The sequence below is a fragment of the Paenibacillus salivarius genome (genome assembly GCF_051307165.1).
GTDB lineage: Bacteria > Bacillota > Bacilli > Paenibacillales > Paenibacillaceae > Fontibacillus.
In genome coordinates, this window is sequence record NZ_CP195592.1 from 4,118,846 (window position 1) to 4,145,603 (window position 26,758).

Below are 26,758 nucleotides of genomic sequence, written 5' to 3' on the forward strand. Positions count from 1 at the left end.
ATCCGCTCCTTTTTTAGTAGGATAAGTATTTACCTTGCCTGTGAATGTCCTCCTCGCCCGTCTGAGCGGCGTTGTCGCTCGCGAGCGTGTTTAGTGTTTCGGAATACTGGTCGATACGGCTGATCAATTCTTTGAAAAGACGGCGGACAAGCGCAAGATCTTCTTGAGTCAAGTCCGCAAACAGCAGCGTAATCCCCCGAGTTCCGATATTCCGGTTACGTACGACAAGTTCCCTGCCTTTCGGCGTAATGTCGAGCCATACGGACCTGCGGTCGCTATCGTGCCGGATTCTTCGGGCAAGACCCTTCTTTTCCAGCCTGTCGCAAAGTCCGGTTACGGCACCGGAAGTAAAATCAAGATCCTCCGCCAGGTCGCCGAGACGCTGCTGGCCCTCCCGGCACATTTTTTGCAGGACCAGCATGCCCGGGAGCGAAACTCCTTCGATCTCCACTTTGTCCCGTTCCTTTACGAACCGTCTGACCATTTTCCGGAACAGCCAATCCGCCTCCTCCAGCTGCTCCCAGTCCTCTTTGCTTCTCCCAATGACTTGCACACCCCCTATCGCTTCCTTCCGCATATCTTCCGAACAAACGCCAAAAGGCTCCCGAAAGCTTCCCCGCGCGGGAAACCTTCGAGAGCCTTTGGCTGTCCAATCGGCTGCTCGTTCTTCATGAATTCTTAGCACTAAGAATATGAATGCTAAACGATTTTTCATTATCTTAAACCCATTATTCACACCTGTCAAGTATGAATTAAAATAAATGTTGATCCTATGAATAACATTTAATAATAACCAGTTGCCCCGTCTCAGGCGCCATTTCCGTCCTATTGGTCCGATGCATGAATCCCCACCCACCACTCTGCTGCTTCGTTCTCCTTTAGCTAGCGACTGCCTGACACCTTGTTGCTTTGTTCTCGCCCCCTCTAACGAAACTGTGTGTTCTTATTACACCATATTCGGCGCTCTGGGTGATCTAAGGAAACGTGGAAGTGCTATTCGGCAACTCTGGGGGTATTTGGCGCACATTTCTCCAAAATAGAGAAACCTAGTTTCGTTACATTATAAAAATGCGATATTTTGTTCAAATAAGGTTATACAGTTTCGTTAGGCGATGCTCGACATAGCACATCATCTTCACCCGCCACTCTAACGAAACTGTGTGTTCTTATTACACTATTCGGCGCTCTGGCTGATCTAAGGAAACGTGGTAGCGCTATTCGGCAACTTTGGGGGTATTTGGCGCACATTTCTCCAAAATAGAGATACCTAGTTTCGTTACATTTTAAAAATGCGATATTTTGTTCAAATAAGGTTATACAGTTTCGTTAGGCGATGCTCGACATAGCACATCATCTTCACCCGCCACTCTAACGAAACTGTGTGTTCTTATTACACTATTCGGCGCTCTGGCTGATCTAAGGAAACGTGGTAGCGCTATTCGGCAACTTTGGGGGTATTTGGCGCACATTTCTCCAAAATAGAGATACCTAGTTTCGTTACATTTTAAAAATGCGATATTTTGTTCAAATAAGGTTATACAGTTTCGTTAGCCCCATGATCGACCTACCGTGTCCACCTTCGTACTCCAGCAGCCGGGAAATCTAGTCCCATGAGACTGGGATCTTTACTTGTCCTTAATTTTCAATATTTCCCCTGCCGCGATCTTGAACTTTGGGTTCCAGAAGTCCTCGCCGGGCTCCAGGATCGTTCCGAGCAAGGAGATCACCCCGCCGTGAGTCACGATCAGGGCTGGCTTATCGGACTGACCGTCAGACAGTTGGGCCGAAGCAGCATTTATCTCCCGGTACACATCCTGAATACGTGCATGAAAATCCATCCATGATTCGCCTCCCGGAGGGACGACCGTTTGCGGATGATCGATCCAGGCGCGGTAAGCGGGATTGTCCTTCAGCATTTCATACGTCCGGCCTTCCCATTCGCCAAAATTCATCTCTCTGAGCCGTCGATCATAATGAGCGGAAACCGTCAAATCCGGGCGGAGGAAGGTAAGCGTATCCCGGCAGCGCCGGAGGTCGCTGCAATACACCGCGGAAAACTCTACCCCCGCGAGCCTGCCGAGCAAGGACGACAGTCCGGAGGCTTCCCCTGGAAGCAATTCCGTGTCGCTATGCCCCTGATATTTGCGCTCCAAATTCCACGACGTCAAACCATGGCGAACCAGCCACCATTCCACTTGAACTCTCTCCCCCTTCAAATCCAAGACGGGCCGCCGGCCGCCCAAATCCACACGCCGGTGGCGAACAGGACGAATACGCCGGAGACGAAAAACATCAGCCTCGCGGTTTTCGGAATATCTTCCGCTTCCATTTCGCGCGTCTTGTCCCCCATGTAACTGCGGAACGATTTGACGCCGTGATAACTGTTTTCGCCGCCGAGCCGGATGCCGAGAGCCCCGGCCACGGACGCTTCCGGCCAGCCGCTGTTCGGGCTTGGATGCTTGCGGGCATCGCGTCTTGCGGTCCGCCAGGCTCCCGCCGCGTCGAACCTCAGACACCAGGAAGCCAGGATGAGCAATAAAGCCGTTAAGCGCGCCGGGATGAAGTTCGCGATATCGTCCAAACGGGCGGAGGCCCACCCGAGGTCGATGTATTTCTCGTTTTTGTAGCCGACCATCGAGTCGAGCGTATTCACGGCGCGATAGGCCATCGCCAATGGCGCGCCGCCGAGCAGCGCGAAGAACAGCGGCGAGACCACGGCGTCGACGATGTTCTCCGCGACGGTTTCCACCGCGCCGCGCACGACCTCAGGCGCTTCAAGCTCTTCGGTGTCGCGGCCCACGATCATGCCGAGCGAGCGCCGGGCCGCAGGCAAGTCGCCGTTCCGCAGGTGGCCGCACACCTCCATGCCGGCGTCGCGCAAGCCTTTGGCCGCGATCGTCGTCCAGATGAGCGCGGCTTCGGCGAGCGCGGCCAGCCACGGGCTGACCTGGGCCAGCAGGCACAGCGCGGCCCAGGTCAAAGCAAAGCTGCCGCCCGCGACGACGAGTGGCAGCAGCAGCCCCGCGGCCCGGTAGGCGCGGGGCTTGAACAGGCGGCGTACCGCCGCCTCGACCCGCGCGATCGCCTTCCCCATCCCGATCACGGGATGGGGAAGCCACCGCGGGTCGCCAAGCAGCCGGTCGAGCGCGTACGCAACCGGCAGCACCCACCACGCCGCCGTCATACCCGCGCCTCCGCTAAGGCTGCGCGCAGCGACTCGCTCACGGCGGCGTAAACCAGGCGGCCCACCGTGCCGCCCAAATCCGTTGCGGTGCCGGCGTAGCGGTGCTCCAGCGGCCAGTCCGGCCGCTGGCTGACGCCGAGCACGACCGCATCGGTTGTGGTGCCGGTGGCCGTAAGGCCGTTCTCGGCGTCCCGCACGCCGAGATCCCACAGCGCGGCGGCCTTCGCCTCGGTCGCCGTGATCACGGCGTTGACCATCGCCCCGGGTGTCATGCGCCCGTCGACCGCCAGCATGATATTGATCGTTCCCGGCGTCCAGTCCGCCGGAAATGTTGTCCGCTCGCTTCCCGCGCGAGCCGAATTCGACGCCCCGGCCGTCGCACAGCAAAACGCGGCGAACGCGTCGCGCCGCTCTTCCGCCACGGCCGCATAACGCAGCTTAACCGCCGTTAACAGTCCGGCCGTCTCCTCCGCCGGATATGCCCAATCTCGGAGACATTGGGCAATATCCCTTTCAGGATCATCGCACCGATAATGCTTATCCACATAAATATTGACCATACGTTTCAGCTTTCCCATGCCCCCGCCGTAAACGGAGCTCCCCAAGCCCTCCATCACCGCCGGGGCTTCCAGCAGCAAATGCCGCTCGCCCCGAATCAATGTAAGCCCGGGCCACGCGCCCGATTCATATATCCCGTTTTCCCCCGAATTCAAAAAAGGCGTTGCCATCCCTGTTCCCCCTACATTCGTTCCTTTTCTTTCGAAATATTCCACTCTTTCTTTCTACTTATGGTCCGTACCGCAAATTTAGTGGGAAAAACTCCCGCTAATTTCGTCGGATTAACGTTTTAGCTATAAATAACCGGAATTCCTCCCTCTATTTTGGCGGATAACCCGTATCATCGGTCACAAATGTCATTTTAGCGGGAGCGTTTCCCGTTAATCCGAACATTCCGACCGTATCAGCGAAATTAGCCGGAAAAGCTCCCTCTAAATTCTCCGGATTAACGTTTTAGCAATATATAACTGGAATACCTGCCTCTATTGTGACAAATGGTCCGTATCACAGGTCAAAAATGTCATTTTTGCAGGAGCTTTTCCCATTAAACCGGACAATCCGGCGTATCAGCAAAATTATAGGGAAAAACTCCCGCTAATTTCGCCGGATTAACGTTTTAGCTATAAATAACCGGATTTCCTCCCTCTATTTTGGCGGATAGCCCGTATCATCGGTCAAAAATGTCATTTTAGCGGGAGCTTTTCCCGTTAAACCGGACATTCCGACCGTATCAGCGAAATTAGCGGGAGAAATTCCGGTTATCGGAGTGATTTATGAAATCGCACGTCCGAAACTGGCCCGCTGGCCCTCGATCGGATCTCCGCTGGCCCTCCATCGGTTCTCCGCTAGCTCTCCATCGGGTTCTCCCCCGGTTCTCCATCGAGTTTTCACCGAGTCCCCCCCAATTCTCCACCGCTCCTCCACCGATTCTCCGTCAGTCCCCAAATCCTTCCGCACCGCCTACTCCCCCCGGCCGTTACTCGCCCAATGGTGCGGCTTAACCTCTAAGCACCTGCTCCATTCCGTCCACCAGCTTCGCACATGCCGCTTCGTCTTTAACGGCGATACGGATATCCCGCTCTCCAAGCCCCGGATACATCGCGCAGCTGCGCACCAGGACACCCATTCTCCCGAGCGCTTCCTGCACCTTCGACGCGGTCCGCCCCTCGGGTAGCCGCACCAGCAGGAAATTTGCCTCTCCCGGCCAGGTCCGGCATCCGAGCCGCTCCAGCTCCCGGCGGAGCATCTCCCGTTGCCGGGTAATGAGCGATATCGTTTCACGCTCAAATTCCTCGCCTGCCGCCAAACAAAATTCGCCCGCAGCCAGCGCCAGGGAATTGACGCTCCACGTCACCTGCTTCCCGCGCATCGCCGCGGCCGTCTGGGGATTCGCGATTGCGAATCCGAGCCGGAGTCCGGGAATCGCATAAAATTTCGTCATCGACCGGATGAGAATCAGCTTCGGATACTGCGCAAGCTCTCCGAGCAAAGACTGGCGCCGGGCCTCCGGAACAAAATCGATAAAAGCTTCGTCCACGATCACGTATGTATCATAACGCGTCCCCGCTTCGGCGAACCCGCGCAGCTCGTCCACGCCGTACTGCACTCCGTTCGGATTGTTCGGCTGACCGATAAACACAAGATCCGTATCCCGAATCAGACGCTCCACATCTTCGGGGACCGCCTTGAAATCCCGTTCCTCTCGTCCAAAAACCGAAACGACTTTCGCCCCGAACTGCTGCGACAACGCCTTATATTCTGAAAAACACGGCTCGATGATCCCGACCTTCGACGGCGTCAATGCGAGCAGCGCCAGCGCCATGTTTTCCGCAGCCCCGTTTCCGATCACCAAACACCGCTCATCCACCGACAGCTTGTCCGATAAACGAGCGATCAAGCCCCTGTGGCCCGGATCGGGATAACCGACGATGCCGGGCAGAGTCTCCCTCAGCCGGTCAAGCAAGCCTGGCGGTGGTCCGAGCGGGTTGATGTTGGCGCTGAAATCGGTAAATCGGTCCGCATCGATTCCGTATCTGGCCGAAGCCGTCCGCAAATCGCCGCCATGTCCGTACACTTCCAATATCATTACTTTTTCTCCTTCATGACAATTGCGCTTTTTGTAGAAAGTCTATCATAGCCCCGTACGAAATCAACCCGGCACCCGCATTTCATTCCTTGCGGATCTTTCAAATCTTCGGGCATTTGGTTTACAATAAAGGAAGAGACAACGTTATACCGTTATTTCAATCCATTGCAAATGGGGGACCAAAGAACCATGCTGTTTATCGACAACCAAGGAATTACCGATGCGTCCGTCAATCTGGCCATCGAAGAGTACGCATTGAGACATCTGCCGCTCGAGGACGACAGCTACCTGCTGTTCTACATAAACGCCCCGTCCATTATCATCGGGAAGCATCAGAACACGATCGAGGAGATTAACGCCGAATACGTCAAAGAGAACGGTATCCAGGTCGTGCGCCGGCTTTCCGGCGGAGGAGCCGTTTATCACGATCTCGGCAATCTGAATTTCAGCTTCATTACGAAGGATGATGGTCAATCCTTCCACAATTTCCGCAAATTCACCGAGCCGGTCGTCGAGGCGCTCCGTTCGTTCGGCGTCAATGCCGAAATGACCGGACGCAATGACCTGCAAGTCGGGGAGCAAAAAATTTCCGGCAACGCCCAGTTTGCGACCCGGGGCCGGATGTTCAGCCACGGCACGCTGATGTTCAACCTGGATCTGGAGGCGGTACAGGCATCGCTTCATGCCAACCCGGAGAAATTCAAATCCAAGAGCACCAAATCCGTTCGCAGCCGCGTCGCCAACATTATCGATTTTCTGGACCGCGACATGACGATCGAGGAATTCCGTTCCGAGCTGCTGCGGCATATTTTCGGCATGGATGCGGACAAGGTTCCCCAGTACAAACTGACGGAATCCGACTGGGCCAAAATCAACGAAATCTCCGAGCAGCGTTACCGGAACTGGGACTGGAATTACGGGTTATCTCCGGAGAGCAACGTCAAGCACGCGAAGAAATTCCCGGTCGGCATCATCGATTTGCGCATGAATATCAAGGACGGGCACATCCAGGATATTAAAATTTACGGCGACTTCTTCGGCGTCGGCGATGTGGCCGACATCGAGAACAAGCTCAAAGGCGTGCGGCATGAAGAAAGCGCCGTACGGTCCGCGCTTGACGGTGTCGATATCAAACATTACTTCGGCAATCTGGAAACGGACGATTTTGTCGGTCTCGTTTTCCTGGAGGAGTAGCGGTAAGCCGACACGCATAGACATGCAATTCATAAGCCCGAGGCTGGACTTAGCAAACGCTAACCGGCCCCGGGCTTTTTTCAAACCGTTTTCCGCAACGATGTAGCTTGATGATGAATAAACCCGATAAGCACCGCCGGCCAGGCCGCAAAAGCAATCACCACCATGAAACGTGGAATCACTGCCAGAAATCCGAGCCTCAGTGCTTTTGAAAGCTGATATGTACTCGTCGTATACATCGCCAGCGGGAACGCCATTCCCCAAAATTGGGGGTCGTAAGTGAGCGGATAACGGTGGACGATATGGCGCCAAAGTCAGGGCGGCAAATTCCAGCTCCACAAACGTAAACCGGTAAAAGATCAGGGTGATGATGCTCAAATAAAGCATGCAGCCGAGCAAGTACATACATAGCGTAAAAAAACAATACGACTTCACGCCCGCTTCCGATCCATGGGGACAAGAGCGTACCGAGAACCGATAAGGATTGGGTCCCTACTCTTCTTTTGCAGCTTCTGAACCACTTTCATTAACCTCCCTCGCTAACCCTCTTTCTTGGAAACTTTACCCAATATCTCTTAATTTTATCAAGCCTAGAGTGATTCCAAACACTAGCTCTTCAACTTTGCCGGATACTGACAAAATAGATATAATAGAACCTTGTAATCCAAAAGTTTGATATTCATAGACAAAGAGGAGGAGTTCGATTCATGAAAATCAATGCCCGTAAATGGGGAAAAGCGTTGCTAAGCACCCTGCTTGGAGCGTCCCTGTTGTGGAGCGGATCTTTATCCGTTCATGCGGAAGAAGCGCCTTCCCCATCCGTTCCCCAAATCAGTGCCTGGTCCGTACCGACCTTGAATGAGGGCGAAAAATACGCAATTTTCCCGTTATCCTGGTATTATGACGGTTCATTTCAAAATCAGATCGATCAAGCCAAGCTCCAAACTTTGCTCACGGCAACATCCGCAAAGCTGGACGCGCTCGGCCTGAAAAAAACGCCGGACGGCGACTATCCGGCAGCGGATCCTTCCGGCATTACACGGGATCATGTACTTGTATCCTTGTACGAGCTGTTGGATGATTATGAACTTCCGCAAGCTTTCGGACTCGATAACGCTGCACCGGTAGATTATTTAAAGAGCAAAGGGATCGTCAACGGAACGAATCGCGGTCTTGAGCTGGATCAGCCATGTACGGTGGAACAAGCCGCCGTGTTTGCCAGCAGACTCGTAGAGTATACATACGAAACTGCGCAAGGCGGAGCCAAAGGATTGTTCTGGAAAGTAACGAACGACAAGAACACATTGTACTTGCTCGGTTCGATCCATATCGGAATCCCGGAAATGTACCCGTTTCGCAATGAAATCAAGGATGCATTCGAGCAAGCGGATTCCCTTTGGGTGGAAGCTAATACAATAACGCCTAGCCCGGAAGACCAGCAGTATTTTATGCAGATGCAAGTTTATGCGGATGGAACAACGTTGAAAGATCATATCTCCAAAGAAACCTATGAAAAGCTTGAAAAGGTCGCGGCAAAAGTGAGCTTCCCGGTTGAAAGCTTCGAACCATACCAACCTTGGGTGGTTACGAACAACCTGTCCTTGTTGTCCATGGTCAAATCTCCGGAAGAACTCGGCACCGCCGTAACTTTAGGACTCGAAAATTATTTTATTTCAACCGCACTTTTGACAGGGAAACCGATCCAAGAACTCGAGGGCATCAAATTGCAAGCCGACGTCCTTGGGGAAGTTACCCCGGAACAGCAAGAAAAAGAATTGAATGAGCTGCTGGATTCGATTCTCGATCCGTCTTTTGATGGAACGAAGATAGCACAACAATTCAAGCAGGCTCAATTAGATTGGGCAGCGGGAAATATTGACAAGTTCAACGATTCGCTGGCGATCGAAACGATCACCGAAGGTGACCAAAACAGCCGCCTGCTTGGCGAACGCGACAAAAACATGGCCAAAAAGTTGGCAGAACTGCTGGAAGCGGAAGGCGAGTCAACGCATTTCGTCCTGGTTGGAGCCGCCCACTTCGTTACGAAAGGCATGGTTCTCGATCAATTGAAGGATCTAGGCTACAAAGTCGAGTTCGTGAAATAGGATCAAACTTAAGGGACCACCGAATTTTTCGGATGGTCCCTTACTTTTTGCCGAGCATGGAATTTACCATTTCTTCAAGGACGACGGCCTGATTGTGCGTTTCATCCTTTGCCGCGTAAACGAGAGTCACTTGTTCCGTTTCCGCCCATTCGCAAATCCGCTTCAATGCCCCCTCCCTCAACGAATCCTCATGAATTTCCCTAATATATTTCTGCCTGAATTCCGCAAATTTCTCAGGTTCATGATTAAACCATGTTCTAAGCTCATGGCTCGGCGCAAGCTCCTTCATCCAAAGTTCGATTCCCGCCTTTTCCTTGCTTATTCCCCGCGGCCAAATCCGGTCCACCAAAATTCTTTTTCCGTCTCCTGAACCGGTTGCGTCATAAATGCGTTTGATCCGAATCGGGTTCAATGGCGATCCCTCCTCCCAATATCTTCATTTTATGCATTCGCATAGAATCGTTCAAATTCCCCTTTTATCCCTATCAACCTTAAAGGGAGCATCATAGAATGCACTATCTCTCAGAAAAGGAGTGGATGAAAGTATGAATCGCAGAATTGAAAGATTGCGCAGGCTGGCCAACCGCTGGCTCGGAAGAAGAGTCGAAGTGGAGAGGTTTGTCGGTCCCGACCTTGTGGGCGTGATTGTCAGGGTCGAACGAAATTTCCTCGTTCTTCGCATCAGAAGAAGAGGGCAGAATATCAGGATCAGAATCAGCTTTAGAAATATCCGGGATATCGAACTGGCGGATTAATCCGGCCACCATCGCGAAAACCTCCCTTGGCGAATGTTGGGCCAAGCCCCCGAACAACGGTATACGGGGGCTTGGTAATATATCTAGCTCTTTCCTTGATACAGCTCCTTGATGACGGCCTCGATCGGCAGCGAGTCGATGGCCATATCCAGTATCGTATGCCGGTCATTGACAAGTCCGATAAATTCCTTCAGCGGCAGCCTGTCCGTATCGAGCTCCAGTTCCGCTTCCGATTCCGAATCGTGCCGCAGAACTGTTACCCCATCAATACCGGTCCAGTCCGCCGCGCCTTCCGTCGTGATACGGACGGTTTTCTTGGCGCCGAGCAATCCCAGGAGTGCCGAAATGGAGTCATCGAACGCAATTTCTCCATGGTTGACCACGATGACCCGGCGGGCCAGCTGCTCCACGTCCTCCAGATCATGCGTCGTCAGCACGAACGTTACGCCCTGTCTGTTCATTTCCTGGATAAATGATCGGATTTTCTCCTTAGCGATCACATCCAAACCGATCGTCGGCTCATCCAGAAACACGACGGCCGGACGATGCAGCATCGCCATAATAAATTCGCATTTCATGCGCTCGCCGAGCGACAGCTGGCGGGTGGGTTTACGAATAAGTCCGCCTACGTCGAGGAGCTGCACCAGTTGATCCAGCGTTTCCCTAAAGGGCCTCTCGTCCAGCCCGTATATCGCCTTGTTCATGTAAAACGCATCGATGGGCGGAATATCCCAAAGCAACTGGGATTTTTGCCCGAATACCGCACCGACGTTACGAACGTATTTTTTCCGGTGCTTCCATGGGGTAAATCCCAGAATATCGACCTCACCCAAAGTAGGATGAAGCACGCCGGTGAGCATTTTCAAAGTCGTTGATTTCCCCGCTCCGTTCGGTCCGAGAAAGCCGACGATCTCCCCTTTTTCAATCTGAAAGCTTAAGCCTTTGACCGCTTCCACCGTCATCGTCTTCCGTTTGAACACGCTTGCCACGGTTTCCCTGAACGAAGCGCCCCGTTCATATGTAATGTAATTTTTTCGCAGGTCCTTGACTTGTATGATCAACACTTAACCTCCCGCGCTCGTATAATTCTTTAGCATCCTATGCCAGAAAGCCAGCCCCGCGGCCGCAAACAAAATACATACCCCGCCCGCGATCCATGAACCCGGAACCGGTCTTCCAAACAAAGCTGCCGCAGGCAAAAATCCGATCATCGTCATCGGAATCAAAAAGGTCAGCACATTCTGAAACGTCTTGGATAAAATCGTGCCCGAATACATTCCGAATAACGACACCGAATCGAAAATTTCATAGACCCGGCTGCTGCCGACCCATTTGAACAACATTCCCGACAAAAACAAGGAGAACGCAAACAATACGTGTTCTGCATGTTTATCCCTCCAACTACAAAATAAAATTTGACCCCGTCTAGACTGGCACATTTTGGATGATTTTCCTCCATTTTATACTTATGAGGAACATATATTCCCGTAAAGGGAAGATTTTATTTAGGTTGTTCTTGCCCGGCTTCCCGTTTTGCGGCTCATTGAGGTACAATGGAAACAGTTTGTGACCGAGACAGATAAAAGGAGAGGAATCATGTACAAGCTGATAGCCATCGATATCGACGACACGCTGATTAATGACGACAAGGAAGTAACTCCCGCCACCCAACAAGCGCTGGAGCAGGCCGTAGCCAAAGGGGTAGTAGTGACCCTCGCAACCGGCCGGGCCTATGCGTCGGCACACAAGATCGCCCGACAAACCGGCCTGAACGTACCGATCATTACGTATCAGGGAGCCCTGGTCAAAAATCTGCTGGACGAACAAGTGCTGTACGAACGTTATGTTCCGAAGGAAGCGGCCCAAAAGCTTTTCGAATACTGCATCGAAAACAACCTCCATCTGCAAACATATATTGACGACAAGTTGTACGCACGCGAGGAAAACCAGAAGATTATCGATTATACGACGTTAAACAATACCAAATATTATATCGAGCCGGATTTCTCCAAGCTCGTCGACCAGCCGACGCCGAAAATGCTAATCATCGACGAGCCGGATTATCTGGACCAAATCAGTCCGGTGCTGCGCGAATTGCTTGGCGATAGCGTGCACATTACAAAATCGAAGCCGAACTTCCTTGAAATCATGCACCATGAAGGCACGAAAGGCCATGCCTTGAAGTTCCTTGCCGCCCACTTCGGTTGCGATCTTTCCGAGACCATCGCCATCGGCGATTCCTGGAACGATCACGAAATGCTCGAAGCTGCAGGCCTAGGCGTCGCCATGGGCAACGCCATCCCGGCGTTGAAGGAAATCGCGGACTATGTCACCGCCGGCAATAACGAAGACGGCGTCAAACATGTGATCGACAAATTTGTATTGGGACAAGAGGGTTAACCCCCTCCTCCAGTGTTCTCGGAAGAAGCCCTTCATGTCACCTTTCGGTGGCCGCTGAGGGCTTTTTTCGTTAATCCCCATTGACATTGTGGGAAAAAGCCGGGAACATAGGATTATATAAATCTAGAGGACAAGCCTTTCGGAGGTTATTGCTGTGAATGAAAAAAATCCACGCTTGATCCAGTCGGTAAAGCGCGCGCTGGATATTATCAATTGCTTCGACTCCCTTCATACGCAGCTTTCGCTGACCGAAATCAGCGAAAAGCTCGATTTGAATATCAGTACGGTTTACGGCATCATCAATACGCTCAGCGCTTATTCCTACATCGAAAAGAATCCGAACAACGGGAAATACCGGCTCGGCCTGGAGTTTTTGCTAAAGGCGAACCTCGTGTCCCAAAGCCTGGATCTCAAAGAGATCGGACATCCTTATCTGACCGAATTGACGAGGAAGCATCATGAGACTTCCCATTTATATGTCTATCAGCAGGAGCAAATCTTTTGCGTGGACAAGGTGGAATCGCCAAACAACTACTTTATCGTCAGCTCCAGGGCGGGAAGCAAGCTGCCGATGCACGCCTCCGCCTCGGGCAAGGTCTTTCTTGCCCATATGAGCGAACCCGAACTGAACAACTACTTCCAGAACCATAAGCTGACCCGGCTGACGGACAAAACCATCACGGACAAAAAGAAGTTAACGGCCTGTCTGCAGGATATTCGGACGAAGGGTTACGGCATAGAGGATGAGGAAATCGAGGAAGGTGCATACAGTATCGCCGCCCCCGTCAAGGATGCGGCCGGCCAAACGGTCGGAACGGTTAGCGTGATCGGCTCTCTGGCCCGCATCAAGGACAACGAGGAAGCGATCGTGGGCGATCTGATGGAGGCGGCCCGTTCGATCTCGGGTCAGTTCGGCTTTCAATTCAAAAAAGTCCCCTTGTAATGCGGAAATTCGCATTACAAGGGGACTTTTTAATACTAATCCGAAGCCAATTCAAGCAGAGCATGGTAGAGCACTTCCGCTCCCGCCGCGCAATCCTCCGGCGAGCTCCATTCATCGGGAGAATGGCTGACGCCGTCCCGGGAACGGACGAAGATCATGCCGAGGGGCCATCGCGAACTGAACTGCATGCCGTCGTGTCCGGCCCCGCTGACCAGGGTCGGCAAGCTCGGAAAACCCGCCGCTCTCCCGGCTGCGGAGATGGCCTGGCGCACTTCCGGCGAGCTTGGCGCCGGGGCTACCCGCTGCAGCAGGCCGATCTGGAGCCCGATGCCGCGATTCCCGCATATCCGGTAGGCTTGGTCGCGGATTGCGGCTTCCAGCGAATCCCGGTCTGCCTCATCGATATCGCGCAGGTCCAGCGAAAATTCCACCTGGCCCGGAATGACGTTCACCCCGCCCGGCAACGCCCGGATCTTCCCTACGGTAGCGACCGCATTAGGATAACGGCCCGCTTCCGCATAAATCTGACCGAGTAGCTCGGCGGCCGCTTGCATCGGATCCTTCCGCATGTTCATCGGCGTCGCTCCCGCATGTCCCGCCTGCCCGGTAAGGGTGAATTGCTGCCACAACGGTCCGGCAATACCCGTAACCAGCCCGACCGGCGAGTTGCGGCTCTCCAGCACCTTGCCCTGTTCAATATGCAGCTCGATATATGCCTTAACCTCACCCGGGAGCTTGGCGGCTTCTCCGACCCGCTCCGGATCGACGCCCGCCGCTCTCATGGCCTCGGCGATCGTGACGCCCCGCTCGTCCCTATGCTCCAGGTCCTCCGGCCGCAAGGTTCCCGCCATGGCCCGGCTTCCGATCATCCCGAAACCGAATCTCGATCCTTCTTCATCGGTAAAAGCGATCACCTCGATCGGATGGACGTTTTCTTTCCCCCGTTCCCGCATGACCTGAAGCGCCTCGATAGCCGCAATTACCCCGAGCGCTCCGTCAAACTTCCCGCCATCCGAGACAGTGTCGATATGCGATCCCGTCAGCACGGCCGGCGCCTCCGGATTCGTTCCTTCCAGGCGGCCGATCACGTTGCCCGCCGCATCCTCCCGTACCTCGAGTCCCGCTTCAAGCATATATTTGATCACCTGGACCCTGGCCTGCTGTTCTTCCGGAGTAAAAGAAAAGCGGGTAACGCCTCCGCTATCCCGCTTGCCGATCTCGCCCAGCTCCATCAGCCTGGACCATAACCGGCCGCTATTGATCTCCATGCTCGTCAGCTCCCGTTTTTTGGTCCGCCGTTTTCATCTGGAATCTGAAATGGCAGTTTCCGTCTTTCAGCAAATACTTGTCATGCACCACTTCAAAATTCGGGTTGAACCCTTTGGCGATGGCCGGATCGATCATCTGGCAGTACAGGATCCCGTACTCCTCCATGCCGTCCTTTTTCCACTGGTCCCCGAACGCGCATCTCGTAAAGTTTTGTTCGATTTCCATCGGATGATACTCGGTTTCGTATTCGAACAAATCGCTGCGCCCCATGTCATAATTCGGCAGATAGCTTTCGATGTCGTTCGGCTGGCCCGCGGCCGCCGCCCGGCGCGCGATATCTCTCCCGCGTTCCTCTCCGAACGTGCGAACCCCTTCACGGACGGCGTCTTTGCCCTCTTCGCCGAAACGGTCCACGACCGCCTTCGATACGTGGGCAAACAGCTTCGCCATAATCGTATAAGGCGAGACCGGCTCCAGACTTTCGTCATGATTCAGCTTTTTCTCATGATTTTGTTCTTCCATTACAAGATGCCTCCCATGTATGCTTAATTGATTCCGAGATAGACCGATTTTACGATATCATTGCTTTTCAGTTCTTCCGCCTTGCCTTCGGCGACGATGCTGCCCGTTTCCATGACGTACCCCCGATGGGCTGCCGCCAACGCCATGTTGGCGTTTTGTTCCACCAGCAGCACGGACACCCCTTCCTTGTTGATTTCGCGAATGGCCGTGAAAATCTCCTTGACGATCAAGGGGGCGAGGCCCATGGACGGCTCATCCAGAAGCAGCAGCTTCGGCCTCGCCATCAGCGCACGGGCGATCGCCAGCATTTGCTGTTCCCCGCCGCTCATCGTGCCTGCCAGCTGCTTTTTCCGCTCGGCTAGGCGGGGAAACAGGCCGAACATCGTCTGGATGTCCGCGGCGATCCCATCTTTATCCTTGCGGACGTAGGCACCGAGCTTGATGTTTTCAAGCACCGTCAAATCGGGAAATACCCCTCTGCCTTCAGGCACCTGAGAAATGCCCAGCTCTACGATCCTATGCGGCGGAAGCTGCGTAATCTCGTTGCCTTCAAACACAATCCGGCCCTGGACATGCTTGTTCAGGCCGGAAATGCTGCGAAGTGTCGACGTTTTTCCGGAGCCGTTCGTGCCGATGAGGGCAACGATTTCTCCGCGGCGGACCTGCAGCTTCAAACTTTTCACCGCCGGAATGACCCCGTAATTGACGCTTAAATCATGAATTTCCAGCACATTGCGAGCTTCATTCGCCAATGCCATCGACCTCCCCGCCCAGATAAGCCCTGATGACGTCAGGGTGATTCTGAATTTCCTTCGCCGTGCCTTCGGCGATCTTCTCGCCATGATCCAGGACGACGATCCGGTCGGAGATATCCATGATCATGCCGATGTCATGTTCGATCAGGACGATTTCGATGCCGAAGTCCTTGGAAAGCTGTCTGATTTTTTTGATCAGCTCCCCTTTTTCGGCCGCATTCATGCCCGCCGCCGGTTCGTCAAGCAGCAGGATTTCGCAGTCCGTGGCCAGCGCCCTGGCGATCTCCAGCAGTCTCTGCTCCCCGTAGGGAAGGCTGCCTGCCAAGACGTCAAGCTTATGCGAAAGCCCGACCACTTCCAGCTTTTCGACGCAATCCCGGACAACGGCTTCCCGCTTTCGCCGCAGGGAGCCGCCGGAGAAAACGGATCGAAGCACCCCTTCTCCATTGCACTCGTCATGCGCCACAAGCACGTTTTCCAGCACCGTCATGTTTTTCAGCAATCTCGTGTTTTGGAACGTGCGGGCAATCCCCATGCCGACTCTTCGGTAAGGCTTCAGTTTGTTGATCACCCGGTTCTTGTAAGTGATTCTCCCTGAGGTAGGGGCGTATACCCCCGTCAGCAGGTTGAACAGCGTCGTTTTGCCCGCCCCGTTCGGGCCGATGACCGATAAAATCTCTCCGCGGCGGACCTCCATGTCAATCCCGTTCAACGCGACAAGTCCGCCGAATTTCACCGACACCTTTTGAAGTTCAAGCACTTTGTCCATTACTTGCCCTCACCTTTCCGCGCCATGCCGTAAAAATTGAACTTCCGGTGTTTTTCCCCCCAGAAGCCCGTCGGCTTGAATATCATCATCAGGACGATGGCCAGCCCCATCAGCAGCATCCGGTAATCGCTCATATACCGCAAAAGCTCCGGCGCGAGCACGAGAATGACGGCGCCCAAAATCGAGCCGGGCAGGCTCGCCGTTCCGCCAAGGATGACCATGGCCAGAATGTTGACCGAATCCAGGTACCGGAAAGCGTCGGGACTGACGAAGGAAATGTAGGTTGCCCAGAACGCTCCCGCGATACCGGCAAAAAAACCGCCGACCGTAAAGGCGATCAGCTTATATTTGTTCGGACGGATGCCGATCGACTGCGCCAGCGTTTCGTCTTCGCGTACCGTCAGCATGCTAAGGCCCACGCCGGAGTGCACCACTCGGTGGATGACGAAGAAAGTCAGCAGGGCCAGAGCCAGAATCAGATAATAGAATTCGGTTTTGCCGCTGAACGTGTAACCGAACAAGGATGGAGCCGGGATCCCCGGAAGTCCCATCGGTCCCCGCGTAACATCGACCCAGCCCACGAAAATCAGCCGGACGATCTCGCCGAACCCCAGCGTGACGATGCCCAAATAGTCTCCCCGCAGCCGGATGACGGGCGTCCCCAGCAAAAAGCCAAAAAAACCTGCAATCACGGCCGCTGCAGGAAGCGCAATCCAGAACGAAACATGAAAGTGAATCATCAGCAGCGCCGCCGAGTACGCCCCGATGCCGTAGAACGCGGCATGCCCTAGCGCAAACTGGCCGGCGTAACCGATGATGACATTGAGACTCATGGAAAGGATGGAAAATATCCCGATCATGATGACGATGTGCATCAAGTAATCATTGATCTGCCCGAGCGCCAAAGGCAGCGCGAGCAGTACCGCCGCGATCGCGGCCCATCTGACAGTTTTGTTCCCCAAGCTCATCAGCTTACACCCCTACACCTTGTTGATATCTTTTTTGCCGAGAATGCCTGAAGGTCTGATCAACAGCACAATGATAAGAATGGCGAAGGAGATGACACTCTTATATTGGGTGGAAATATAAGCGCCGCCCAGCGTCTCGACCAGGCCCAGCAGCACTCCGCCGAGCATCGCTCCCGGGATATTTCCGATTCCGCCCAGAACCGCGGCCGTAAAGGCGTTGATCCCGGCCATATACCCCATGTTGGGGTAGACCGCATTGTAATAAATACCGACCATGATTCCCGCGCAGGCCGCCAGCGCCGAACCGATCCCGAACGCAAGACTGATCATGCGGTTCGTGTTGATCCCCATCAGAGCCGCATTCGTCAAGCTCATGGAAGTCGCCCGCATCGCGGTCCCTGTCTTGCTTTTGGTGACGAACAGCTGCAAGCCGAGCATCAGAGCGAAGGATAGGATCAAAATGAGAATCTGAATTTCCGAAAAGGTAATGCTGCCGAAGGTATACGTCCGGCTGCCAAACGTTGTGGGGAACGGACGCATTTCCGTCCCCCACAAAATTTGCGCCAAACTGATCAAAAAGGTCGAAACCCCCAGCGCGTTGATCAACGGAACGATTCGGTCCGCCGTGCGAAGCGGACGGTAAGCCGTCCGCTCGATCAATATCCCGAGCGCAGCCGTCACGACGGCCGACAGGAGAAACGCGAGGTACAGCGGCAGCTTCAGCTCCTCCATGAAGAAAAGCCCCAAAAAGCTGCCGATCATGAAGATGTCGCCGTGCGCAAAATTCACGATTTTGAGTATTCCATAAACCATCGTGTAACCGAGTGCGATCAAGGCGTAGATCACCCCGATCGTCAACCCGTTCGTCAACTGCTGAAGGAACATAGTAACAACCCTTTCAACGCATGCTGTTTATTTGTAAAGTTCGAATTTTCCGTCATGGATCGTCAAACGGGAAGGCGTCGTGATGACATCGCCGTTTTCGTCGAAGCTGAGAACGCCCGTAGCCCCTTTGTAATCTTTCAATGTTTCCAGATAAGTCTTGATGCTTTCCCGGTCCGCTCCTTTTTCCTTGATCGCTTCAAGGACCACCGATGTTGCGACGTAGGAGTATGCGGCGTAGGTATCCGGTTTGCTGTTATAGGCCGCCTGATATTGTTCGGCGAATTTCGTCGCTTCCGCATTTTCCCCGCCCGGGAAGAAGAAACCGATCAGCTTGAAGCCTTCCACGGAATCTTTGCCCAATTCAAGCAGCGCTTCGGAATAAAGGCTGTCCACGCCGATGAAATCAACGTTCAAATTCAGCTTTTTCGCCTGTTGGGCGATCAGCGCCGCCTCATTGTAAAAGCCGCCGATAAAGATCGCTTCCGGTTGTTTTTCCTTGATTTTGGTAAGCACCGTGCTGAAATCCTTGTCTCCCGGATTGTAGGCTTCGGCCGCTACGATATCGACGTTGTTTGCCGGGGCCGACTTTTTGTAAACGTCCAGCAAGCCGAGACCAAAGTCCGATTGCTCGTAAATGAGCGCTACCTTTCCATAGCCGAGTTCTTTGGTCCAGTTTGCGAGATAATCCGCCTGAAAGGCATCCGTGGTGATGACGCGGAACGTGTATTCGCCGGCGTCCGTAACGCCCGGAGCGCTGGAGGAAGGCGAAATCTCGACGATTTTGTTTTTGTTGTATACCGGGGCGGTTGCCAGCGTAGCCGAGCTGTTGAAATGTCCGACTACCGCAAGAATGCTCTTGTCCGAAACGAATTTGTTCGCGACATTGACGGCTTCGTTGGAATCCCCTTTATCGTCCTGAACGACGATTTCCACCTTTTTGCCGTCGATGCCTCCCGCTTCGTTAACCTGAGCGGCCGCCAGCTCCGCCCCGTTCTTGAATGCTTGTCCATACTGGGCTTGCGTTCCCGAGATCGGAGCGGCCAGCCCGATGCGGATCGTATCGCTATCGGCTTTCGAACCGCTGCCCGAGGCGCACCCTCCCAACAGACCGACTAAGAGACCGGATATTAAAACCAGCGATAATGACTTTTTCATGATGCTCCCCCTCAATAATTAATTAATCCTATGGTTTAAGTATGTTTTAATTATATGGATTTCTTTCGAAAAAGCAAGAGTGATTTTTATATAATCAAAATAGTTTTGACATTATCAAAATTTACCGCTTTTTGGGGCAACAAAAAGACCGCCTCCCGTCAATGAAATGCGGTAAGCGGTCTTTCATTTTTATTACCAAAGCGGGATGACCCGCTCCGTCCTCGCGAATTCCACTCCTTCCGGGAGCCCGTAATCGCGCTTTAGATCGATATCATGGGACATATGCGTAAAGAATGTCCGTCCGGGCTTCGCCTCCCGCAGCAGCTCGAGCGCCTCCCTGACGTCATATACGGAACGGGTTGAAAATTCAGCCTGTTCATGATAAAAGCTCGTTCCCAGCACAAGCAGCTCCAGCCCCTCCAGCGGCAGGCGCTGCTCTCGCGGCAAGTCGATCGCATCCGGGCAATAGGCCCAGGCCCGGCCGGACTTCTCCAACCGGTAGGCGTAGGAATAACCGTTTTTGCCGTGATTTACCTTCCACCCCCGGACGTTCCAACCTACCAGGTTCACGCCATCGTCGACGGCTTGGAAGTCAAGATTCCGCTCCAGCCAAGGATACTGCGAGGCGATCGTATCCAGCACTTCCCGGGGAGCATAAATTTGCCCCTTCCTTTCCAGCCATCTGCAAGCATCCGCCCATTCCGGCAAACCGGCGATATGGTCGAAGTGGGCATGCGTCACCAGAATCCGGTCCACGAACCTCTTTCCCAAACGCTCCATGCCGCCGCGCCAGTCGGGTCCGCAGTCGATTAAAAACTCCCCTTCCCAGCCATCGACCCAAACAAACGAACGGTAACGCCGATTCACGCCGCTTCTTCTCGCTTCGTCGCACACGGCGCAATCGCAATACACTCTCGGAACGCCCATGGCGTCTCCCGTTCCCAGAAAAACCAGCCGATCCATACGCGGCACATCCTCTCTGTCTGATGATATCGTCTGCTACTCCAGCCGTCCGGACAAATCCACCGATATCGTATCCAGCCACGGTCCGGCAATCGGGTTCCCGTTTTTCGGCTCGATCGTGAGCACAAGGTTATCGGCCTCTTGAAGCGGAAGCGCATCCTTGTCCTTTACGTACAAATGGGCCCGATATGCATGATACTGCAAAAGTCCGAGGCTGTCCCTGTCTCCTTCCTTCACGGCCCAAACCTGTACCACCTGGTCCTCCCGCGGGATGAGACCGCCGACCAGCATCAGCATTTCCCGAGAATCCTCGTTGTACCATACCATACCCGAACCCGGTTCCATCCTTCCTTCATCGAGCGGAAACGCGATGCTTTCGGGACTCATCATAACGGAAAGCGCTTCGGGCTCGTAGCGCTGCACATATCGGCTCCATGGATCGTCCCGGTTGTCCTTTTGGACGAATATCCCTACCCCGGCTAGAAGCAGGAAAACACAAGCTAGCACGGCTCCAATTTTGGCTCTTCCGGCAAAAGACTCCTGCACGGAACGGAACAAGCCGGTCAGCCTTACCCGGCGACGCAGCCTGCGGCGGACTCTATCCGAGGGCGCCGCGTTCACTGCGGAGGATTCCCGTTCGGCGGCATAAGAAGAGGATGACGGCGGAAACGTATCGGCACTTTCTTCCGGATCCGCCCCTATCCCCAAGATGCCTTCCCAATCGTTACGCACGCGGCGGCAGCAAGGACATTCGGCCAGATGTACCGCCATGTCCGCGCGCTGCGGTTCCGGGACCGCACCCAGAAGCCAGTCCACCCATTTTTCTTCCGTATAAGATCTTGCGCAGTAGTCGGATTCACCCGCTCCCTGCAAATCGCCTCTATAATCGGATTTGCCCATCCTCTTCACCTCCTTCCACGGGATGGCCCCAGCCTTGCTTTTCCATCTGCTTGCGTAAATTGGACAGCCCATAGCGTACCCAGGATTTTACCGTACCGATCGGGACATTCCAGGCTTCAGACATTTCGCGCTGGGTGCGAAGCGTGTAATAGGATCCCGTTATCGCCTTGCGCTGTGCCTCCGGCAGCTCATTGACGGCGGCTCGCAGCGCTTCCCGCTCTATGCGGGAAATGACCTGCTCTTCTCCCGACGAGCCCGTCTCAAAGAGACGGCAATCTTCCATCGGCAGCATCCGCTGTTTGCGGCGGAGCCGGTCCAGACTGCGGCTTCGCGTGATGACCGCCAGCCATGCCCGGATGGAACCGCGAGCCGGATCGTAGTCCTTCCCCCGCCGCAGCACCTCCAGAAACACTTCGTGGCATATGTCTTCCGCCTCCATTTTGTCTCCGACGAGCCGAATCGCAACCTGCAGAATAAACGGCGAATACGAGCCGTAAAACTCGTCGAACGCCCTGACCGAACCGTCGCACATCTCCCGCAGCAAAAGTGTCATCGCTTCGTTTTGCGGGTCCATGACTCCTTCCCTCCCGAATTGAACTCCTCCCTCATTACCCCCGTTTTATCAAAAATATCGGCATTTGAAAACCCCGCAAAAATTTTTCGGGCTCATAAATCCAAATGAAGTTTTCGTGCGTACCTCTTATGACGACGGAGAGAGACCACGCTCGCCGGCGCCAACGAATTTATTGACGCAAGGAGGAACATCAAACATGCTTCACACTTACCGAAAAGCGGCATTACTGCTGCTTGCCCTGTTCACGGCGCTCTCGTTCGGCACGTTTTCCGCGCCGCACAAAGCCAAAGCCGCCGGTTCGCTGGAGCTCTACACCCCTTATCTGGAGTGGTCGGCTGCACCGGGCGAATCGGTATCCTACTCGATCGATTTAATCAACCACGGTTCCCAGTCGGGCTCCGCAACCCTATCCCTGGATACGAAAGCGACCGACTGGAAGTACAGTCTGTCTGCCGGCGGCCGCGAGATTTCCCGGCTTGCCGTAAAACCCGGCGAAACCCAAACCTTCAATCTCCAGCTTGAAGTCCCGCTGCAAATCGACAAGGGCCGCTATGCCTTTAATGTCAAGGCCGATGGAGCAACGCTCCCGCTCATCGTCCATGTGTCGGAGCAAGGCACATTCAAAACCGAGTTAACGCTCGACCAGGCCAATATGGAGGGACATTCGGACTCCACCTTTACGTACAGCGCCGTGTTGCGGAACCGGACCACGAAAAAGCAAACCTATGCTTTGAGCGCGCAAGCCGAGGCCGGTTGGGACGTTAGATTTAAAACGGACGGCAACAGCGTGACCTCTGTCGAGGTGGAACCGAACGCCGAAAAATCGATCACGATCGAAGCCAAGCCGCCGGAACAAATCCAGGCAGCTTCCTATAAAATTCCGATTTCCGCTTCCGCCGGGGAAACGACGGTGAACGCCGAGCTCGAAGCCGTCATCACCGGAACCTATGACATGCTGTTTACGACCAAAAACGAAGTGCTCAGCTCGGACATCAAGGCGGGCGGAGAGCGCAGACTGGATTTTGTCGTCAGCAATACCGGCTCCGCCGAACTGCAGGACCTGTCTTTTTCGTCCAATGCTCCTTCCGGGTGGGAGGTATCCTTCGAACCTTCATCCGTCACGTCCATAGCTCCCGGCGAGAGCAAGCAGGTGCAGGCGATCATCAAATCCAGCAGCAAAGCGCTTGCGGGAGATTACGTCGTCAGCGTAACGGCTTCGGGATCGGGTAAAAGCGCGTCGGCGGATTTGCGCATGACCGTCAAATCGTCCGTATTATGGGGTTGGATCGGAATATTGATCATCCTCGCCGTATTGGCGGGAATTTACTACCTGTTCCGGAAATTCGGGAGAAGATAAGCCATGAGTATTATCGAACTGACGGACCTGACCAAAAAATACGGAGAACAAACCGCGGTTAACCGGCTGAATCTCACGATTTCCAAAGGCGAAATCTTCGGTCTGCTCGGACCTAACGGCGCGGGAAAAACGACGACGATCCTGATGATGCTGGGCCTTACCGAACCTACCTCCGGCCATGCGAGAATTTGCGGATATGATCCTGTCCGCCAGGCGCTTAAAGTCAAGCGGAAGGTCGGTTATCTTCCCGACGACGTCGGCTTCTACGAAGACCGGAGCGCCTTGGACAATTTGATTTATACCGCAAGGCTGAACGGCTTTTCCAGGGAAGAATCCAAAGAACGCGCTTTTTCCCTGCTGGAGAAAACGGGACTTTCCGGGAGCGCTTTAAAAAAAGTCGGCGCCTTTTCCCGGGGGATGCGGCAGCGCCTCGGCCTGGCCGATGTGTTAATTAAAAATCCCGAGGTCATCATTCTCGATGAACCGACGCTGGGGATCGACCCCGAAGGGGTTCGCGAGCTGCTGAAGATGATCTCTTCCCTAAGCAGGGATGAAGGGCTCACCGTTCTGCTCTCTTCCCATCACCTGCATCAGGTTCAGCAAATTTGCGACCGGGTCGGACTGTTCGTTCAGGGCAATTTGATCGCGGCCGGAGATATCAAGACATTGTCGAAGGAGTTGGATAAGGAAGGATTGATATATATCGAGGTCGGGGCAGCAAAATGGCCCGGCGAACTGACAGGTCTTATTTCAGAACTGGAAGGCGTGAAGGAAATCCGCAAACATGAGGGGGAGGAGAACGCGCAGTCCGCTCCCAATCACTTTACGGTGGTATGCGACCGGGATCTAACCCCGCAAATCGCCCAAGCCGTCATCGGAGCGGGTGCGGAGCTTACCTATCTACGGCGCAAGGAATACGGATTGGATGACATCTACCATCGCTATTTTGAAAGGGAGGGAGAGCGATGACGTCGACCTATTGGCAGCAGCTTCAGACAAGAATAACCGGCTTGGTGAAAAAAAGCATATCCTTTCCCGAATGGTCCCGGGAACGCAGTTCCTCCGGCTCGTTCCGGGTCATGGTTCAAAAAGAGATCGGAGACCATATCCGGAGCTGGCGGTTCGGCATCCTGATCGGCATCATCGTCCTGGCCTGCATCGGTTCGATCTATTCGGCCGTCACGGCGATCCGTGACGGATCTCTGGAACAAAACTCTAGCGGGGATAACTTCCTGTTTCTCCGCATGTTCACGTTAACGAGCCCAAGCCTGTCCGTGCCTTCGTTCGCCACGTTTTTATCCTGGCTCGGACCGCTGCTTGGCATCGCGCTCGGCTTCGACGCCGTCAACTCCGAACGCAACAAAGGAACGTTAGGGCGACTGCTGTCGCAACCGATTTACCGGGACGACTTTATTATCGCCAAATTCGCATCTTCCCTGTTTCTGATCGCCGTCGTCGTATTCTCCCTGGGCTTTCTGGTCATGGGACTCAGCCTGTTTACGATCGGTTATCCGCCGACTCCGGAGGAGTTTTGCCGGATCGTCCTTTTCCTGATCATTGCCGTCGTCTACATCGGTTTTTGGCTGAACCTTTCCATCTTGTTTTCCATCCGCTTCCGCCAAGCAGCCACCTCGGCGTTGTCATCCATTGCGGTATGGCTGTTCTTCACGATTTTTTACGGGATGATCATCGGCCTGATCGACAGCGCCACCGCCGTATCGGAGCAGCGGATGGACCCCGCCGCCCAGCTGCGTCAAATGAATTTCATTTTGACGCTGAATCGGCTGTCGCCGACCGAGCTATTCTCGGAGACGATCACGACGATGCTGTCTCCCGGCATTCGTTCCCTCGGCCCGCTGACCATGGACCAGTTGATTGGCGCCATTTCAAGCCCGCTGTCGCTCGGACAGAGCATCATTCTCGTCTGGCCTCAACTCACCGGGCTCATCGCCGCGACGATGCTTTGCTTCGGCATTTCCTACGCCTTGTTCATGCGCCAGGAGATCCGTTCCAGAGCATAAGCATTTTATAAAGAAAAACGAAGGGGCATTTTCATGCACCCTTCGTTTTTTTCCCTACGGCAGAAAGGTTTGCCGAACGCTTCCCTGACCATTCTCGACTTTTACCTCGGCATAGGCTCCATTAATGAAAGTCATTTGTGGAGGCACATGTCCGCAATCAATATCATGCACAATCGGCACGTGAAGCTCCCGGAACAGGTCGCGATACACATCTTCAACCTCGTAACCTCCGACGGAATGATTGGCCGGACTGCGGCCGAACAGAATCGCTGGGCATTTTTCAAACCAGCCTGAGAGTCTCATTTGCATCAATGTCCGGCGGAGATCCGTCGTCCCCATTTCACAGTTTTCAAAATACCAGATTACCGGTTCCTCCCCGATATGTACTTCCCTAAACCGTGCCAGGTCGCCGAAAGGCGTCCCGATCAAGTGACGGATCACGTCAATGCACCCTCCGAGCAGTCTGCCTTTAACGTCGACTTTATCCGATCCGATGATTTCCCACCTCGTAGGTTCGGTCAAATGAAATACGCAAGGCGCCGGATGATCGTGATCCCACGCCTTTTGATAGTAAGCCGAGGAATGCTGCTGGACCGAACCTCCCGCTGGCGTTGACAGCACGGTCTTCCACATGGCCGTTGTATCGTCCGAATACTCCCCTCTCAAATCGATGAGATTGGTTCCATGGGCCGTCGCTATCCCTGTTGTTAACGTGATCGCCAGCAAAAGCACGCTTACGTCCGAATACCCGAGAATCCACTTTGGAGGAAAAGAACCAATATCCAGATGTTCCAAAACTTCGATCAACAGCTCGCCGCCCCACGGTGGAATCAAAAGGTCTATTCCCCCGTCAAGCATCATCCGGTTTAATTCCTTGGCCCGGATCTCGGCCGAAGCCGAGCGCGTCTTTTCGTTGTGCCAAACCGTATCCCCGATCATCGTGCGAAAACCTTCGCCGGCAAGTCGGCGCTCAGCTCTGCGGACCAGGTCATGCAGCTCCGCTTCCACGCCGGACGAAGGAGCGGTCACCCCAATCGTCGCGCCCTCTTTCAACACCGGATATCGAATCATCTCCTCCCGGCCTCCTCTACTGCGCTTTTCAGCCATTATACCAAATCCCCTGGCATGATACATGATCTGACCAACACCCCAAGATAGGCTGGCTTGGCAGCACTCGTCTGATCGCGCTCATTCTGGTCGGTTTTTCATACACATTCCCGTCTTTTCGGCCGGATCGAGCCCATTCTGGTCGGTTTTTCATACACATTCCCGTCTTTTCGGCCGGATCGAGCCCATTCTGGTCGGTTTTTCGTACACATCCCCGTCTTTTCGGCCCAGTCGCGCCCTTTATGGTCGGTATTTCATACACATTCGGCCCAAACGAGCCTATTCTGG

At 54.1% G+C, this 26,758-nt stretch carries 28 protein-coding genes; 8 read left to right on the forward strand and 20 right to left on the reverse strand.

All coding sequences use genetic code 11. The features are described from left to right. Nucleotides 1–13: 13 nt before the first annotated feature. The 5 genes from ACSFXJ_RS19020 to ACSFXJ_RS19040 all read right to left on the reverse strand — a co-directional run bounded on the left by ACSFXJ_RS19020 (nt 14) and on the right by ACSFXJ_RS19040 (nt 5,828). Nucleotides 14–484 (reverse strand): MarR family winged helix-turn-helix transcriptional regulator, encoded by a 471-nt coding sequence (locus ACSFXJ_RS19020; RefSeq protein WP_435925811.1) that lies wholly within the window; start codon nt 482–484, stop codon nt 14–16. 1,141 nt (nt 485–1,625) lie between these two features. After that, a complete protein-coding gene (locus ACSFXJ_RS19025; protein WP_435921983.1) occupies nt 1,626–2,195 on the reverse strand; it encodes a histidine phosphatase family protein in 570 nt (189 codons plus the stop codon). Between the two features lie 17 nt (nt 2,196–2,212). Further along, nucleotides 2,213–3,184: an adenosylcobinamide-phosphate synthase CbiB gene (gene cbiB, locus ACSFXJ_RS19030; protein ID WP_435921984.1), complete on the reverse strand. Its 972-nt coding sequence runs from the start codon at nt 3,182–3,184 to the stop codon at nt 2,213–2,215. Then, the gene (locus tag ACSFXJ_RS19035) at nt 3,181–3,912 is read right to left on the reverse strand and encodes an adenosylcobinamide amidohydrolase (protein ID WP_435921985.1); all 732 of its coding nucleotides are present in this window, start codon (nt 3,910–3,912) and stop codon (nt 3,181–3,183) included. The genes cbiB and ACSFXJ_RS19035 overlap by 4 nt, the downstream gene beginning before the upstream one ends. Before the next feature lie 827 nt (nt 3,913–4,739). Further along, complete coding sequence (locus tag ACSFXJ_RS19040) at nt 4,740–5,828, reverse strand: pyridoxal phosphate-dependent aminotransferase (RefSeq protein WP_435921986.1); 1,089 nt, start codon at nt 5,826–5,828, stop codon at nt 4,740–4,742. A gap of 189 nt (nt 5,829–6,017) precedes the next feature. Here ACSFXJ_RS19040 and ACSFXJ_RS19045 point away from each other — a divergent pair, with 189 nt between their 5' ends. Next, the gene (locus tag ACSFXJ_RS19045; protein ID WP_435921987.1) at nt 6,018–7,022 is read left to right on the forward strand and encodes a lipoate--protein ligase; all 1,005 of its coding nucleotides are present in this window, start codon (nt 6,018–6,020) and stop codon (nt 7,020–7,022) included. Between the two features lie 80 nt (nt 7,023–7,102). On the opposite strand, the gene ACSFXJ_RS19050 is transcribed toward ACSFXJ_RS19045, so the two are convergent. Next, nucleotides 7,103–7,279 carry a hypothetical protein gene (locus ACSFXJ_RS19050; RefSeq protein ID WP_435921988.1) on the reverse strand — a complete coding sequence of 59 codons (177 nt, stop codon included), beginning with the start codon at nt 7,277–7,279 and terminating at the stop codon, nt 7,103–7,105. 450 nt (nt 7,280–7,729) lie between these two features. Between ACSFXJ_RS19050 and ACSFXJ_RS19055 the strand changes: the two genes are divergently transcribed. Next, nucleotides 7,730–9,127: a TraB/GumN family protein gene (locus ACSFXJ_RS19055; RefSeq protein ID WP_435921989.1), complete on the forward strand. Its 1,398-nt coding sequence runs from the start codon at nt 7,730–7,732 to the stop codon at nt 9,125–9,127. Nucleotides 9,128–9,167: 40 nt separating this feature from the next. Here the strand turns inward: ACSFXJ_RS19055 and ACSFXJ_RS19060 are convergent, their stop codons facing one another. Continuing rightward, nucleotides 9,168–9,539, reverse strand: coding sequence for a DUF488 domain-containing protein (locus ACSFXJ_RS19060; RefSeq protein WP_435921990.1), 372 nt, complete (start codon nt 9,537–9,539; stop codon nt 9,168–9,170). Nucleotides 9,540–9,672: 133 nt separating this feature from the next. On the opposite strand from ACSFXJ_RS19060, the gene ACSFXJ_RS19065 reads away from it, so the two are divergent. Then, nucleotides 9,673–9,882, forward strand: coding sequence for an acetyl-CoA acetyltransferase (locus ACSFXJ_RS19065; RefSeq protein ID WP_435921991.1), 210 nt, complete (start codon nt 9,673–9,675; stop codon nt 9,880–9,882). A gap of 83 nt (nt 9,883–9,965) precedes the next feature. Here the strand turns inward: ACSFXJ_RS19065 and ACSFXJ_RS19070 are convergent, their stop codons facing one another. Next, complete coding sequence (locus tag ACSFXJ_RS19070) at nt 9,966–10,943, reverse strand: ABC transporter ATP-binding protein (protein WP_435921992.1); 978 nt, start codon at nt 10,941–10,943, stop codon at nt 9,966–9,968. A 3-nt stretch (nt 10,944–10,946) separates the two neighbouring features. Next, a complete protein-coding gene (locus ACSFXJ_RS19075; RefSeq protein ID WP_435921993.1) occupies nt 10,947–11,255 on the reverse strand; it encodes an ABC-2 family transporter protein in 309 nt (102 codons plus the stop codon). 223 nt (nt 11,256–11,478) lie between these two features. Here ACSFXJ_RS19075 and ACSFXJ_RS19080 point away from each other — a divergent pair, with 223 nt between their 5' ends. Together ACSFXJ_RS19080 and ACSFXJ_RS19085 are read left to right on the forward strand one after the other, a co-directional pair. After that, nucleotides 11,479–12,282 carry a Cof-type HAD-IIB family hydrolase gene (locus ACSFXJ_RS19080; RefSeq protein WP_435921994.1) on the forward strand — a complete coding sequence of 268 codons (804 nt, stop codon included), beginning with the start codon at nt 11,479–11,481 and terminating at the stop codon, nt 12,280–12,282. A 154-nt stretch (nt 12,283–12,436) separates the two neighbouring features. Continuing rightward, on the forward strand, nt 12,437–13,225 hold the full coding sequence (locus tag ACSFXJ_RS19085; protein ID WP_435921995.1) for an IclR family transcriptional regulator: 789 nt from the start codon (nt 12,437–12,439) through the stop codon (nt 13,223–13,225). A gap of 35 nt (nt 13,226–13,260) precedes the next feature. Here the strand turns inward: ACSFXJ_RS19085 and ACSFXJ_RS19090 are convergent, their stop codons facing one another. The 10 genes from ACSFXJ_RS19090 to ACSFXJ_RS19135 form a co-directional block, all read right to left on the reverse strand. Beyond that, nucleotides 13,261–14,493: a Zn-dependent hydrolase gene (locus ACSFXJ_RS19090; protein WP_435921996.1), complete on the reverse strand. Its 1,233-nt coding sequence runs from the start codon at nt 14,491–14,493 to the stop codon at nt 13,261–13,263. Next, complete coding sequence (locus ACSFXJ_RS19095) at nt 14,480–15,016, reverse strand: L-2-amino-thiazoline-4-carboxylic acid hydrolase (protein ID WP_435921997.1); 537 nt, start codon at nt 15,014–15,016, stop codon at nt 14,480–14,482. The genes ACSFXJ_RS19090 and ACSFXJ_RS19095 overlap by 14 nt, the downstream gene beginning before the upstream one ends. Nucleotides 15,017–15,039: 23 nt before the next feature. Beyond that, on the reverse strand, nt 15,040–15,747 hold the full coding sequence (locus ACSFXJ_RS19100) for an ABC transporter ATP-binding protein (protein WP_435925812.1): 708 nt from the start codon (nt 15,745–15,747) through the stop codon (nt 15,040–15,042). A 10-nt stretch (nt 15,748–15,757) separates the two neighbouring features. Further along, a complete protein-coding gene (locus tag ACSFXJ_RS19105; RefSeq protein WP_435921998.1) occupies nt 15,758–16,540 on the reverse strand; it encodes an ABC transporter ATP-binding protein in 783 nt (260 codons plus the stop codon). Beyond that, nucleotides 16,540–17,508, reverse strand: coding sequence for a branched-chain amino acid ABC transporter permease (locus tag ACSFXJ_RS19110; protein ID WP_435921999.1), 969 nt, complete (start codon nt 17,506–17,508; stop codon nt 16,540–16,542). Before ACSFXJ_RS19110 ends, ACSFXJ_RS19105 begins: the two co-directional genes overlap by 1 nt. Nucleotides 17,509–17,520: 12 nt before the next feature. Then, nucleotides 17,521–18,393, reverse strand: coding sequence for a branched-chain amino acid ABC transporter permease (locus ACSFXJ_RS19115; RefSeq protein WP_435922000.1), 873 nt, complete (start codon nt 18,391–18,393; stop codon nt 17,521–17,523). A gap of 27 nt (nt 18,394–18,420) precedes the next feature. After that, nucleotides 18,421–19,548 (reverse strand): ABC transporter substrate-binding protein, encoded by a 1,128-nt coding sequence (locus ACSFXJ_RS19120; RefSeq protein ID WP_435922001.1) that lies wholly within the window; start codon nt 19,546–19,548, stop codon nt 18,421–18,423. Between the two features lie 192 nt (nt 19,549–19,740). Next, nucleotides 19,741–20,511, reverse strand: coding sequence for an MBL fold metallo-hydrolase (locus tag ACSFXJ_RS19125; protein ID WP_435922002.1), 771 nt, complete (start codon nt 20,509–20,511; stop codon nt 19,741–19,743). Nucleotides 20,512–20,547: 36 nt separating this feature from the next. Beyond that, nucleotides 20,548–21,411, reverse strand: coding sequence for an anti-sigma factor domain-containing protein (locus tag ACSFXJ_RS19130; RefSeq protein ID WP_435922003.1), 864 nt, complete (start codon nt 21,409–21,411; stop codon nt 20,548–20,550). After that, a complete protein-coding gene (locus tag ACSFXJ_RS19135; protein ID WP_435922004.1) occupies nt 21,392–21,985 on the reverse strand; it encodes an RNA polymerase sigma factor in 594 nt (197 codons plus the stop codon). Before ACSFXJ_RS19135 ends, ACSFXJ_RS19130 begins: the two co-directional genes overlap by 20 nt. Before the next feature lie 196 nt (nt 21,986–22,181). Between ACSFXJ_RS19135 and ACSFXJ_RS19140 the strand changes: the two genes are divergently transcribed. The 3 genes from ACSFXJ_RS19140 to ACSFXJ_RS19150 all read left to right on the forward strand — a co-directional run bounded on the left by ACSFXJ_RS19140 (nt 22,182) and on the right by ACSFXJ_RS19150 (nt 25,363). Continuing rightward, nucleotides 22,182–23,342: a COG1470 family protein gene (locus ACSFXJ_RS19140; RefSeq protein WP_435922005.1), complete on the forward strand. Its 1,161-nt coding sequence runs from the start codon at nt 22,182–22,184 to the stop codon at nt 23,340–23,342. A gap of 3 nt (nt 23,343–23,345) precedes the next feature. After that, nucleotides 23,346–24,311 carry an ABC transporter ATP-binding protein gene (locus ACSFXJ_RS19145; protein WP_435922006.1) on the forward strand — a complete coding sequence of 322 codons (966 nt, stop codon included), beginning with the start codon at nt 23,346–23,348 and terminating at the stop codon, nt 24,309–24,311. Nucleotides 24,312–24,421: 110 nt separating this feature from the next. Then, nucleotides 24,422–25,363 (forward strand): ABC transporter permease, encoded by a 942-nt coding sequence (locus ACSFXJ_RS19150; protein ID WP_435925813.1) that lies wholly within the window; start codon nt 24,422–24,424, stop codon nt 25,361–25,363. Nucleotides 25,364–25,417: 54 nt separating this feature from the next. On the opposite strand, the gene ACSFXJ_RS19155 is transcribed toward ACSFXJ_RS19150, so the two are convergent. Beyond that, complete coding sequence (locus ACSFXJ_RS19155) at nt 25,418–26,434, reverse strand: S66 family peptidase (RefSeq protein ID WP_435922007.1); 1,017 nt, start codon at nt 26,432–26,434, stop codon at nt 25,418–25,420. Nucleotides 26,435–26,758 lie beyond the last annotated feature (324 nt).